Here is a 13,359-nt window from a genome sequence, read left to right on the forward strand (position 1 = left end):
ACGAGTGCCCACACAGATTGATTGGTTTAAATTGTTAAAGAGCGTTGCTTGGAAGGCTCATTGAGCTTCAAAGCGGAGGTGAATTCTAACGAGTTAATTTGAAGAGTCAAACACTTTTTCAAATTTTATTTTTTAGAAGCTTTCCCTCCACTAACACTGTCTGAAGCCTTGCGGCGTCTGCCGTGTCAGTGAGGCGGCATTATAGGGAGTTGAACTTTTTTGGCAAGTCGAATTTGCATTTTTTCTCAAAAAAAAACTCGTTAGACCAAATTATCAGCATCTTTTATTTTACCCATAGGTTTTCAGTATTCAGCTAACAGATTACTCACAAAACACTGTGGATAACTAATCATCGCTATCAAAGAAATAGCTAATTCTTGCTCTAGGATTAAGATAGTCTCGAACTTTATCCGGCAATTTAGTCGGTAAAATAGCGCTGACGATTTTTATCTCTTTATCTGCTAAGTCAATGATTGGTGCTTGTGTTCTGGGCACAGCTGGATCGTAGATCAGTACATTAGGAGAAAGTAAGTGTTCAGCATTAACAGAAATAACTAATCCAACAGTATTGTTAGAAAGTTGCACGACCGTGCCAGGAGGGAAAACCCCCATAAATTTCACTAAAATACTCAAGTTCTGATGGTTATAAAGATGCTTGCAATTCTTGTACAAATGAGAGAGTGCTATGTAAGGTATTTTTTGTTCTTCCGCTATCGCGGGATGACATAAATTATCAAAAGCATTGGCAACAGAGACAACTTGAGTAATCTCATCAATATCTTGCTCTTTCAATCCAAGAGGATACCCAGAACCATCATTAAGTTCGTGGTGCTGCTCAATCACTATTTTAGCACTCTCAGGAAACCCATCGATATCACTGACAAGATCAATGCCATAGCGAGTGTGCAATTTTAGATAATTATTTTCCGGCTCAGTCAATGGCGTTACTTTACGTACAATTGCACTCGGCACTCGCATTTTACCAATGTCGTGAAATAAGGAGGCGAAAGCAACCTCTTTAATTTGCTGTTCCGTGAATCCTCTTGCTTTCGCAATCATCATCGCCAGAACGGATACATTTAAAGAATGAAAATAAACATCCTCAAACTCACTTTTGCTATTAATCAGATGTAAGGTAACACTTTCATTACTGAGTAATTTTTCAACAACGTCATCGATAAGCTGTAAAGCTTCTTCAACCGCATCCGCAGGGCGACTACGAATTTTATTCATTACCGCCCTCATACGAGCTAACGATCGTTCGAATTCTTTTTCACAATGCATCACCCGCCGCCGATAGCGGTTAAGTTTTTCTATCCGATGTTGTTTTTCTTGCCAAAGCTGATTAACTTCGTCTTCTAATTGCTGAGAGTCAGCCGTTTCTTCTGTGTCTTGGTTTTCTATTTGGCGAACAGGTAGCGGCGCGGTATCACTTTGTGCTGGGTTGAGAAAAACATGTTGGATGCCAAGATGTTTGATCAATTGAATTTGATCGGTCGATTTGATCTTAAAACTATTAAACAAAAAGGGATGCTCATTCCATTTCAGCGGTAATCGAATATGCAATCCTGGTTGCAACCTATCTACGGTTATCTTAATGTTTGCCACAGTTAGCTCAATATTTCACTCGTCATGCTATTATTTTAGAAGAACTCCTTTTCGAGATCTCCTTCCATTACCATTACCATTCATTGCTCTGATGAAGCACCAAACTGAGTTTGCGATATTAACGCTGTTTGTCGCTGTGCAAGGTAGCTAATGATAATTTGTTGGGTCAAAATCCCCTTAAACTTGTTACCATCAACCAACACCCAAGGAAAAGTTAATTTCTGCTCACAAATTAGCTCGGTCACTAGCCGAACATCAGTGTATGCATCTAACTTAGTAAAAGAAAGCATCATGATCTGATTGACGGGTCGGTGCCATCGTTCAGCTTCTCTCATCGTTTCTAATTCTGTCCCCATTGTTGGGGTTAAATACAGGTTCAACGTTTGACGATCGATAATTCCTACACATTCATGCTGGTTAATCACCGGCAAAACGTCTATATCAGATACTTGAAAATATTGAAAAGCCAATGAAAGCGGATCACCAGGATCAAGACGCGGTGCATAAGCATGATGAAGCCCTACTAAATGAGCCGGTTGCTTGCTTTCATGATGGTTCTTCAACAATGGTTTTATTTTTTGAGCAATTTGACGATTAACGATTTTTAAATGAGCAGCCGAGGATGGCGCTGAAAAGAGCAAGCCTTGCATAAAATCAACGCCTGTATCAGTCAATAAAGAGGCTTCTTCTAATGACTCAACGCCATCAGCTATCACTTTTACGCCTAAAGAATGACAAAGCTCAACTAGCATTTTGATCACTTTATAACGGTTGATCTTGCTTTTTATCGCATCCAAGCAATGTCGACTAATTTTTAGATAATCAAACTCAGATAAAGGTAAATGCTCTAATAAAGAGTAATCCAACCCCATGTCATCAATCGTGACTTGCACACCCTTGGCCCGTAGCACTTTCAATTCAGCTGATTGAACAATCCCAGTGACATGAGCATTGGCTTGAATCAGATCAATAATAAGATGCTCTGCCCCGAACGACTTCTGTTGAATCAATGTAATTAAATAACCAAGTAACTCAGAGAAGCCTTGTTTAGTATCCGCTGACACATTAACCGCTAAGCGAACCGGGTAATCATGTAATGCTTGTAATTTAGAAAGTTGTTCCAGCGCTGAATGTAGAATGTGTAGATCGAGCTCAGACACTAATCCGAGATCTTCCGCGATAGCTATCAACTCACGATTATCGGCTTGTAATGAAGTGGGGAGAGAAAAACGACAGCAGGCTTCGTAACCAATCACTTGCCAGGTTTGTGTTTCAATAATTGGCTGATAAAACACAGATAAAGACTGGTTTTTAATCGCGTCATGCACAAACTCTTCTAACAATCGCCGCCTTTGAATCTGTCGATGAAGCTGTGAATCAAAAAAACGGATTTTCTGAAAACCAGATTCGGATTCTTGTTCTAAAATCGCTTGAACAGAATGAGTAACCGCTATTTTTGTACTGCGTGCGTCTAAACCTAGGATAGAGACGCCCACTTTTCCTGACGTACAAAGTTTATGCAGGTGACGATCCATCTGACGCAACTCATGAAAAAAAGCTCGAATACTGGCGTGAACATACCGATATGACTCTCCAGAAGATGGTAAAGGGCAAGTCACACAAACCAAGTATAAGCCTTCTTTTATTTGCCCAAATAAACGGCTCTCCTTCAAACGCATCATCACATCATGTAATACAATCTGCTGCTTTGCAGACAGCGATTGCTCGATACTTAACGTCATCACGATATAAAGTTGCTCAACCAGCCGCTGCTGATATAGCCGTTCAAACTGTTCAAGAAACCATTGTTTATTAGCAATAGAACTATTTATTCTTTGCTCATATTCCTCTAACTGGGGTGAATAAAAACTAAGGTAGATCGCCTGCCCCTCAACCGGCATCAATGATACACAGCACTGATAATGATGCTGCTGACCACTTGCGCAAATAATGGTTACTTTTTGTGGCGTATTATCGACATAATCATTTAAAGGTAAGGCTTCATCTGTAAACAAAAACTCACTATGAAGCCCCTGTAAATCAGTAGAATGAAAGCCTGTAAGCTGCTCAAAAGTATGATTACAACCCAAAATTTTATTATTCTGATCAGAAATAAGTATTCCCCATGGTGCACAACTTAACAAATGCTCTAGCCAGATCGCCTGTTGAGCGGTTTTAGCTAATTGAACAATAGGTCGGATTTCACCTTGTAAAACATAGTTAGAGAATTGTTCCACAGAAAAGAGCGCGTAACAAAAACGTCTGGAATTTACTAGCAAAATATTAATCGAACGCTTATCGCCACTGCGAAGCAACTCCTGAAGCAACTTTTCAACCTTTTGCTGACTCGTCACATTCATTAATGCAAGCCAATCATCTAACGTTTGAGCGCAAAATGAAGCAGTATGCTTATCCGAAAATGACTCAGTGACGCAAGTAAATCGTTGACTCTTAATATCTAGAGTCCACCGAACAGGCACAAATACGCTTGACGCTGTCAATTCTAACTCTCGAGTACCTAGGGGCTGATAACTATCTTGCATTTAATCACCTTCGGCGATAGAGCACTCTATCAATCAATGAAAAATTTCACCTAAACCTAGATTATCAAAGAGAAGAGCAAGCAGAGATCCTTTTTCAAAGGAGGAAAACAAAAGAGAGAGTTTGGTCACGTATTGTGTCCAAGACAAAACAGCAGCACTCATTTGATCTACAGCGCTGCTGTCACTATTATGATATTAATGATGAAATAGCTGATAATTACATCATTATTTGTTCAAAAGATGATTGGCTATAACGTACTAAATGATTAACTAACTTCGATAACGTCAAGGTGGATTGTACATTTTGAGTTCCGTCATACAGAGTTAACACCTCTTCACTTTCTGTATCGACAATAATGGTAAATCTACAACCATATTTAATAGCATCTTTCTTTGCTCTAGCCGTTGAAAAACACGAGCCTTCATATATTACTTTAAAATCTGGGAAAACCATCCTCAAATGACGGCAGCAACTTAGGGCCGAGTAAGTTGATATTTTATTTTTAGGTATAACCAATATATTAACTGATTCAAAAGACCAAGATTTAACGTTAACCGTTTTTAATAATTTTAAAATAGGTTCTAACATAAGAGCAAAACCACAAGCGGGTATTAAATTAGAATTATTCTGGGATAGGAATCTATAGCATCCACCTCGGCATATGACTTGTTCTGAATTTAATCTTTCCGAACTCCATTCAAAAACGGTTTGTTCATATTCCCTACTGGGAAATAATCCTTGCTGTATTGAAAAAGGGACGTTAAAACGTTCTAATAAATTGGTTATATTTTTAAACCTAAGTATAGATTCTTCAGAAAGATATTGATGTAATCTAGGGGCACCACTAACTAATCCTTCAAGAAATGGAGGATAAGAATATAATATTCTCTCTGGCGTTTTCGTTAACCACTTCTTAGATCGTTCATCCAAAATAACATTGAAAGGCTCAAAATATTCCTGCAACTTTCTTCGATATAAACAAAACTCAGCACTACTACCTAAGTTGTTGATTTTTAATTCAACAAATGGTAACACGCCTAATGAAGAGAAAAAGTCTTTCTGAAGCATTATTTGCTCCAACAATATATCAATATTGCTAAACCCGAACGATTCCACTCCTATTTGATGGCTCTGTTTTATAGCATATGCATTATCTTTTGATATTTTAAATATTGGCCCTTGATACCATAATCGGCTATAAGATTGAAGTTCTTTATACTTAGCTATTGTTTTAATACAACTTGATGTCCCATCATTTCTTAATGAAACATTTTTATCTAAACATTTTATATTTTTGCTAGTAAGTGAGCATTGATAATCAGATATAGCTGGCGTGTCAGATTCTAAAATAGGAAATCTTATTTCTTGATATCCATAAGAACTAAGACTAGCTCTTGCTTTTCTTTCTAACCAAACCCAATCATTAATAACATTATAATATTTTTTCCTCGGCCGACCACAACATCTAGGCCTAACATTTCTATTAATCTTTTCTTCAACTTTATTACAATAAGCCAAAGTCCCTAATATACAGTTTTGATTTAGGCACTTTTCTATTTTTTCAATTGTAATACTATTGATTGGACTTTGAAAAAAACGGTTATATTCATGAAGTCTACTTTCTAATGTATTACCTAACATTGTGTATTCATGATGTTCGGATATTATTTCTTGAAATTCTTTACTTACATGATGTAAGTAACTAGACCAAGGATATTGATAATGTGGAATGTTAAGTTTACTTTGCACAAGCTTTTCAACATACTTCTGACAGATTAAAAAGTAACTACTAGGCTCAATTAAGCAACTATTATAACGCCCCTCCCATAAAGAACCTGTTCTTTGGTATTTTTTATTGTAATAAAAAACATACCGACGACCAATATGTTGAACCAGTTTTCCAATGCTTTCTTTGGTACTTGGTGTTAACAACAAAAACAATTCATTATCAAGCAAGCAATAAGCATGCAACCTTATGACATGACGTTTGATGGCCTGTTCAAGACAACCAAGGAAAGTTCTGTAATCGTCCTCATCACGGAAAATAAGTTCTTTATTATGGCCCTTAAGTTTTATTAATTGTGGAAGACTTTCAATAAACAAACGTTCTTTTCTGGGCATAGCCTAACCTTTACATTCAAAACAATAAGTAAATTTATTGGCATATCAACAAACCAAACATATATAAATCACAAATACATATCAACATAATAAATCTTAAATTTTTATATCAAAAATTCATGATTTAACTATTCTTCATCAAAAAAAAGGGGACGGAGTCAATATGTATAGGATTGTATTTTTTTTAACCACAAAAAGTAAAGTAAAAAATATATATCTGGAAAAACTTGATTAAGATCTAATTTTCATTACTTCACCCTTTTAGAATCAGCGACGAATACTTTTGACGTCATACCTATGACAATTCAATGTAATTAACTCAACAGGAATAAAAATATGGAGACTGTAAGTGCAAGCTCTGCCCATAAGATGGGTGTTGTCGCTCTTACATTGGTAACCGCATCAAATATGATGGGTTCCGGTGTGTTTATGCTACCGACGAATTTGGCGGGTGTCGGTTATATTTCTCTTTGGGGTTGGTTGTTTACAATTATTGGAGTCATTGCTATTGCTCTCGTATTTGCAAAAACAAGCTTATTAACTCCTCGTAATGGAGGAATCGTTGCTTATGCTTCTGATGCCTTCGGTCCATTTATTGGTTTTCAAACAACAGTATGCTATTGGATTAGTGCTTGGGTTGGTAACGTTGCCCTGTTAGTGGCAGGGGTTGGTTATCTAAGTTATTTCTTTCCTGAATTAACAAATCCGAGTTTTGGTTGCATTGCCGCGATTGCTATTTTATGGGGGTTTGTTTTATTAGCTAGCTTCGGAGCTAGAGTTGCAGGTCGCGCTCAATCTTTTACCGCTTCTTGTATGTTATTGGTCGTATTAGGTGTTGGGGTTATTGGCTGGTTCTGGTTTGATCCTCATATGTTTACCCAAGTTTATAATGGTACAGGAAAAAGTGACAGTTCCGCTATTATGGCTGCCGCATCTATCGCACTTTGGGGCTTTCTGGGGGTTGAATCCGCAGTAGTATCAAGTGGTCAGGTAAAAGATCCTGAGCGTACAGTTCCTAAAGCAACGGTTTATGGTTTGCTGATTGCCTCTGTTTGCTATGTAGGTAGCTGCTCAGTCATCATGGGATTAGTACCTCATGAAGAGCTGATTCACTCTGCCGCGCCATTTGCAGACGCAGCACGCTACATGTTCGGTGAAACTGCAGGTAATATCGCTTCAGCATTAAGTATTATTGCTTGCTTTGGTTCTATTTCTGGTTGGTTAATTCTACAATCAGAGGGGCCTCGTGCCGGTGCCGCTCAAGGTCTATTCCCTCAATTCTTCGCCGATGTAAATAAAAACGACGTTCCGATGAAAAGCCTGATTTTCACCGGTGTACTCATGAGCATCGTGTTAATGATGACCGCATCACCTAACTTAGCCAAGCAATTTGAAATTATTATTTTAATGTCTGTCTTTGCCTCTTTGCTTCCTTATATGTATGCCCTTATTTCTCTGCCAATTATTATGGTATCAAAGAAACTAAACAGAGGCCGTACCTTTATGTTCTATAGCGTGATGGTTGTGCTTGGTATGGTGTATAGCATATTTGCCCTATTAGGCTCAGGCAGTGATTCTATTTTCTGGGGCATTGTGATGATGATGATAACAATTCCAATGTTTAGTTTTGTTGCTGCAGGTAAAAGTAATAAGGGAGAAAAGGTTCTTTATTTGAAATAAGCAACCTTATTCATTTATTAAAAAATCAATAAATTTAGAGAATATATTATGACTTTATCTATACAAGATCAAAATCGCTTAGACGAGTTCTGGGCATACTGTGTTAAAAACCAATATTTTAATATTGGCTACCCAGAATCAGCCGACTTTGATTACACGAGCTTAGAACGTTTTATGCGTTTTTCAATTAATAACTGTGGTGACTGGTCAGAGTATTGTAACTACCTTTTGAACTCTTTTGATTTTGAAAAAGAAGTAATGGAGTATTTTGCAGATCTATTCAAAATTCCTTTTGAAAAAAGCTGGGGGTATGTTACAAATGGCGGTACAGAAGGAAACATGTTCGGTTGCTATCTAGCTCGTGAAATTTTTCCAGATAGCACTTTGTATTACTCAAAAGATACCCATTATTCTGTTGCTAAAATTGTCAAACTCCTAAGAATTAAATCTCAGGTGGTTGAATCATTACCTAATGGTGAAATTGACTACGACGATCTGATGAGTAAAATTCAGGCTGATAATGAAAAACACCCTATTATTTTCGCCAATATTGGTACAACAGTCCGTGGCGCGGTAGATAATATTGAGTTAATTCAGCAACGTTTAAAAGATATGGGCCTAGCACGCGAAGAATATTATATTCATGCTGATGCAGCACTCAGCGGTATGATTCTTCCATTCGTTGATCATCCTCAAGCATTTAACTTTGCTGATGGTATTGACTCTATCGGTGTTTCTGGACACAAAATGATTGGCTCACCAATTCCATGCGGTATTGTAGTGGCGAAAAAAGAAAATGTTGATCGTATTTCAGTTGAAATTGATTACATTTCAGCACACGATAAAACAATTACAGGCTCACGTAACGGCCATACTCCACTAATGATGTGGGAAGCCATTCGTTCTCATTCGTTTGTTGAATGGAAACGTCGCATCGATAGAAGTTTATCTATGGCACAATATGCTGTTGATCGCTTACAAGCTGCAGGCATTGATGCTTGGCGCAATCCAAACTCAATTACCGTTGTATTCCCTTGCCCTTCAGAAGCGGTATGGAAAAAACACTGCCTAGCCACTTCCGGTGGTGTGGCTCATCTCATCACAACCGCACATCACATTGAAACAAGCAAAATTGATGCACTCATCGATGATGTAATTGCTGACGCTCAAGATAAAGCAGCATAAAAAAAGGCAGTGAAAAACACTGCCAGTGAACTCATTGTTGCCAGTTTGGTTTGGGGCCGACTGGCAACAATTCTGAATCATTCATGGTTTTGCTTCAGAATGCAACTTATTTTCAAACCGAGTTATTAAATGTGAAAAGATAAAATGATATGGACAAAACAAAATCAACCACCTGCCGTATGGGAGTGAGTGCATTAACACTCATGACAGCTTCAAACATGATGGGCAGCGGAGTGTTCATGCTGCCTAGTTCACTGGCCGGGATCGGTTCAATCTCAGTCTGGGGATGGGCGCTAACCTTTTTTGGAGTACTCGCACTCGCACTCACGTTTTCAAAAATTAGTATGCTTTCCCCTTGTAAAGGCGGAATTGTTGCTAACATTAACCATACTTTCGGCCCTTATATAGGCTTTCAATCATCTCTCTTTTATTGGATTGCAACTTGGATAGGAAATTGCGCACTACTGATTGCTGGTGTTGGTTACTTATCGGTTTTCTTTCCTCTTCTTCATACTCCCCTTTACGCTACCATTACCGCTATTAGTATACTTTGGGCTTTTGTACTGCTTGGTTTACAAGGTGCAAAAGTCGTTGGATATGCACAAATTTTTACTGGACTATGTATGCTCGCTGTCGTATTGAGCATCGGAATTTTTGGTTGGGGAGGTTTTTCTCCACAACGCTATACTATGATATATAACGTATCCGGACAAAATGATATCCATGCCATCATGGCGGCAGCCTCTATCTCGTTGTGGGGATTTTTAGGCGTTGAATCGGCCTCTGTATCAAGCGATCAAGTGAGTAATCCAACGCGCAATGTCCCATTAGCAACCATTTTAGGCCTAAGCTTGGCAGCCTTATGCTATGTCAGTTCAAGTAATGTCATCATGGGTATAATGCCTCATGCTGAACTTATTGTATCAAGTTCGCCATTTGCAGATACCGCTCGTATTTTATGGGGAAATCAAGTTGCTTTACTGATATCGGCACTCGCTATTATTGCCTGCTTCGGAGCTATGCCTGGTTGGCAAATTTTACAAACCGAAGTTCCGAAAGCCGCTTCTGATGCTGGATTATTTCCACGTTTTTTTGCCGAAACAAATCGAAATAATGTACCTTATAAAGGTTTGCTGTGCACCGCGCTACTCATGACAGCAATGCTACTGCTCACTATCTCCCCCAATCTTGAAAAACAATTCCATTGTATTATTTTACTTGCTGTTGCAGCTGGGTTAATTCCTTATGCATTTGCAGTGATCTCTCTACCCATTATGCTAAGCCGACGCCCAACTCAAAATAGACTTATCCAATTCAAAGATTTTTTATTAAGCTTCATCGGTTTAACATTCGTGATCTTTGCATTAATCGGGACTGGGTTTAAATTTTTTATATTATTAATAGCTATACAAATATTATGTCTTATTTTTTATCGTTTAAGCTTATTACAAAAAAACAAAATGCTTAAAGATAACAGAAAGCCATACCTTGATTTTTAGAAATAGCGTAATAAATACGCTATGAAATAAATATCCACCTTGTATACCTTATTTATGGAGAATGAAGAAAAAATGAACAATATTCAATCAATACGTGGAATGAAAGATATTCTTCCTGATGAAACACCGATATGGCAGTGGCTTGAAAATATTATTAGGAAAGCAACCCATCGCTATGGCTATCAAGAGATACGTCTGCCGATACTAGAGCCTGTCGCTCTATTCCAACGCGCAGTAGGAGAAGCTACCGACATTGTATCGAAGGAAATGTATAACTTTTATGATAAAAGTGGTGAACACATTACTTTGCGTCCAGAAGGTACTAGTGGTTGCGTTCGCGCAGTAATAGAGCAAAACATGTGCTATCAAACAACTCAACGTCTATGGTATCAAGGCCCAATGTTCCGTTATGAACGTCCACAAAAAGGCCGCTTACGTCAATTTACTCAGTTGGGTGTTGAAACGTTTGGTATGCCTGATGCAGATATAGATGCTGAATTAATCTTCATGGCTTATGATATTTTCAAACAGCTCGGTATTACAAAACATATAAGACTCGAAATTAACTCTCTTGGCACATTAGATGAAAGAAAAAAACACCGAGAACAATTAATAAAATACTTTTCAGACAACTTAGATCAACTTGATAATGATAGTCTAAATCGTCTTGAAAAAAATCCACTGAGAATTCTTGATAGTAAAAATCCAGATATGCAAGAATTATTAAACAATGCTCCAAAATTATTAGATCATCTCGGTGAAGAGTCACAAAGACATTTCAAAAACTTATGTTACTTATTAGATAAATCAGGCATTGAATATATAATCAATCCACGTCTGGTGCGTGGATTAGATTATTATACACGCACCGTGTTTGAATGGATAACGGATGAACTAGGCTCACAAGGAACTATCTGTGGCGGTGGACGATATGATGGACTAGTCGAATTATTTGGCAATAAAAGCATTCCGGCATCTGGATTTGCCATTGGAATTGAGCGTTTATTACTGCTTCTTGAAACTTTAAATCTCAATAAAAACATCAATAACAGTCCAGATATTGTAATTACTTATGAAGAGTCTTCAAAAAATATTGATGCGTTATTATTAGCCAATGAAATCAGAAAGGGAAATCAGCAGATTAAAATCTTAAATGACTTTAGCGGGGTGAAACTTAAACGTCAACATGCTAGAGCGTTAAAAATGGGGTGTAAATTAATTATCACGCTAAACAAAGAAGATATTCGTATTTGGAATATTAAAACAAACCAAACAACAACGACATCCGTTGAAACAATCAATCAAGATATAAAGCATCACTTTCTTTAAACAACACCTTCCCACCACTTAGAGAAATCGGTAGGTGGTTGCTATACCCAAACAACTTGGAGTTGCAGGTCGGCGGCAAGTGAGTGACAAATTTGTTTGGAATAAATTTGAACAGCCGTAGTCTGGCCTTTGGTGAGAGCCACGGATGGTTCTCATAATCCCCAAGAGCATAGACAGACTATGTGATTGAGATGAAAGAACGTAGCCAATTTTAGTTGACCACTCAAATATCCCCGCAGATTCAAGTAGGAAGGGTATAAATGAATATCGATCAGGATACATAGTCTCGGTAATTAAATGAGCAAACCGAACCAACCGCTATAGCTTCAAGTCGTAAAGCGAGTTTTATTTTTTATGCTAGCTACAACGCAGTCTCGCTAAAATCAAAGTTTGACCTTTAAACAAGGCCGAACTGTAATCGATACCGAAGCAACATAAATAAACCTAAACTAAGATAAATAAACCCTAGATGAACCATGAAAGCGTTTTTAAGGCGGATAAAGTGAGTCTATTTTGGGAAGAAAAGAGGCGATAGCAGAAAAGGAAAACTGCGGTAAGCGTTTGATTATCCTAGAAACAACAAAGCCCCGACTGTCGTCGAGGCTTTGTTGTATAAATAATGGTACCGATGGGCGGACTTGAACCGCCACTCCCGAAGGAAACGGATTTTGAATCCGTCGTGTCTACCAATTTCACCACATCGGCATCTAGGCTACTGCCTTTTGATGGTTGGCATTATACGTAAGAAAGTGAGCGGTGCAATAAAAAATATCAAAAAACCAATTGTTTGCTGATAATTTAGCCATAAGACGAAATGCTGTGCTCTGACTCTCTTTTCAGCGAGAGAAACTCCCGATATGCTGGCGACTATGAATGATTAACTCTGGTCTACCATGAATACTTCCAACTTACCTCCAGCAGGGCTTTTTCGACGTCTTGGCGCTCTTTTATATGATTCGTTGATTATAATGGCGATTTTAATGATCGCTGGAGGTGTCGTTATTGCGGCCTTAGAAGCGCTCGTTGCGCTCAACGTCATGAGCTACTCACCTTATCAAGATGCTGGTGAACTACTTAGCCACGATCCGATTTGGAGCCCGCTCTATACACTTTACCTTGCTACCACTTGGATCTACTTTTTTGTTTTCTTTTGGACAAGAGCTGGACAAACACTTGGTATGAGGGCGTGGAAAATTATGCTACGCAATGCTGACGGTTCATTAATCAGCTCAACCCAAGCGCTGATTCGCCTAGCCACTTCAGTTTTTGGATTAGGTAACCTAACCGTTCTTATTGACCCACAAAAGCGCAGCTTTCAAGATATGTGGGCGAAGACAGAAGTCGTGAGATTAGATACCACTCGTTAAGCCATCAGCGATAAAAGCCCAGTGAG

At 38.2% G+C, this 13,359-nt stretch carries 8 protein-coding genes and 1 tRNA gene; 5 read left to right on the top strand and 4 right to left on the bottom strand.

The genetic code is table 11. From position 1 onward, the window contains the following. Window positions 1-345: 345 nt before the first annotated feature. From FKN05_RS12750 to FKN05_RS12760, 3 genes are all read right to left on the bottom strand, one after another. Complete coding sequence (locus tag FKN05_RS12750; protein ID WP_170887706.1) at window positions 346-1,608, bottom strand: DUF3391 domain-containing protein; 1,263 nt, start codon at window positions 1,606-1,608, stop codon at window positions 346-348. 80 nt (window positions 1,609-1,688) lie between these two features. Then, window positions 1,689-4,151: an EAL domain-containing protein gene (locus FKN05_RS12755; RefSeq protein ID WP_170887707.1), complete on the bottom strand. Its 2,463-nt coding sequence runs from the start codon at window positions 4,149-4,151 to the stop codon at window positions 1,689-1,691. Window positions 4,152-4,368: 217 nt separating this feature from the next. Then, entirely contained in the window at window positions 4,369-6,273 is a 1,905-nt protein-coding gene (locus FKN05_RS12760; RefSeq protein ID WP_170887708.1) for an ATP phosphoribosyltransferase regulatory subunit, read from the bottom strand. Between the two features lie 336 nt (window positions 6,274-6,609). Between FKN05_RS12760 and hdcC the strand changes: the two genes are divergently transcribed. The 4 genes from hdcC (at window position 6,610) to hisS (ending at window position 11,966) form a co-directional block, all read left to right on the top strand. Beyond that, complete coding sequence (gene hdcC / locus FKN05_RS12765; protein WP_099610400.1) at window positions 6,610-7,953, top strand: histidine-histamine antiporter; 1,344 nt, start codon at window positions 6,610-6,612, stop codon at window positions 7,951-7,953. A 48-nt stretch (window positions 7,954-8,001) separates the two neighbouring features. Beyond that, the gene (locus FKN05_RS12770) at window positions 8,002-9,138 is read left to right on the top strand and encodes a histidine decarboxylase (RefSeq protein ID WP_099610401.1); all 1,137 of its coding nucleotides are present in this window, start codon (window positions 8,002-8,004) and stop codon (window positions 9,136-9,138) included. Between the two features lie 149 nt (window positions 9,139-9,287). Continuing rightward, window positions 9,288-10,637 (top strand): amino acid permease, encoded by a 1,350-nt coding sequence (locus FKN05_RS12775; RefSeq protein ID WP_212752290.1) that lies wholly within the window; start codon window positions 9,288-9,290, stop codon window positions 10,635-10,637. A gap of 72 nt (window positions 10,638-10,709) precedes the next feature. Continuing rightward, window positions 10,710-11,966 (top strand): histidine--tRNA ligase, encoded by a 1,257-nt coding sequence (gene hisS / locus FKN05_RS12780; protein ID WP_170887709.1) that lies wholly within the window; start codon window positions 10,710-10,712, stop codon window positions 11,964-11,966. A gap of 620 nt (window positions 11,967-12,586) precedes the next feature. On the opposite strand, the gene FKN05_RS12785 is transcribed toward hisS, so the two are convergent. After that, window positions 12,587-12,671, bottom strand: a tRNA-Leu gene (locus FKN05_RS12785). Between the two features lie 188 nt (window positions 12,672-12,859). Between FKN05_RS12785 and FKN05_RS12790 the strand changes: the two genes are divergently transcribed. After that, window positions 12,860-13,333, top strand: coding sequence for an RDD family protein (locus FKN05_RS12790; protein WP_099610403.1), 474 nt, complete (start codon window positions 12,860-12,862; stop codon window positions 13,331-13,333). The last annotated feature ends 26 nt before the right edge of the window (window positions 13,334-13,359 follow it).

Origin of the sequence: Vibrio sp. 1-1(7), assembly GCF_013048485.1 — a bacterium.
Lineage (GTDB): Bacteria > Pseudomonadota > Gammaproteobacteria > Enterobacterales > Vibrionaceae > Vibrio > Vibrio fujianensis.

Coding starts and splice junctions, on each gene's coding strand:
- FKN05_RS12755 (WP_170887707.1), bottom strand. CDS start 4,151: ATGCAAGATAGTTATCAGCCCCTAGGTACTCGAGAGTTAGAATTGACA.
- FKN05_RS12760 (WP_170887708.1), bottom strand. CDS start 6,273: ATGCCCAGAAAAGAACGTTTGTTTATTGAAAGTCTTCCACAATTAATA.
- hdcC (WP_099610400.1), top strand. CDS start 6,610: ATGGAGACTGTAAGTGCAAGCTCTGCCCATAAGATGGGTGTTGTCGCT.
- FKN05_RS12770 (WP_099610401.1), top strand. CDS start 8,002: ATGACTTTATCTATACAAGATCAAAATCGCTTAGACGAGTTCTGGGCA.
- FKN05_RS12775 (WP_212752290.1), top strand. CDS start 9,288: ATGGACAAAACAAAATCAACCACCTGCCGTATGGGAGTGAGTGCATTA.
- hisS (WP_170887709.1), top strand. CDS start 10,710: ATGAACAATATTCAATCAATACGTGGAATGAAAGATATTCTTCCTGAT.
- FKN05_RS12790 (WP_099610403.1), top strand. CDS start 12,860: ATGAATACTTCCAACTTACCTCCAGCAGGGCTTTTTCGACGTCTTGGC.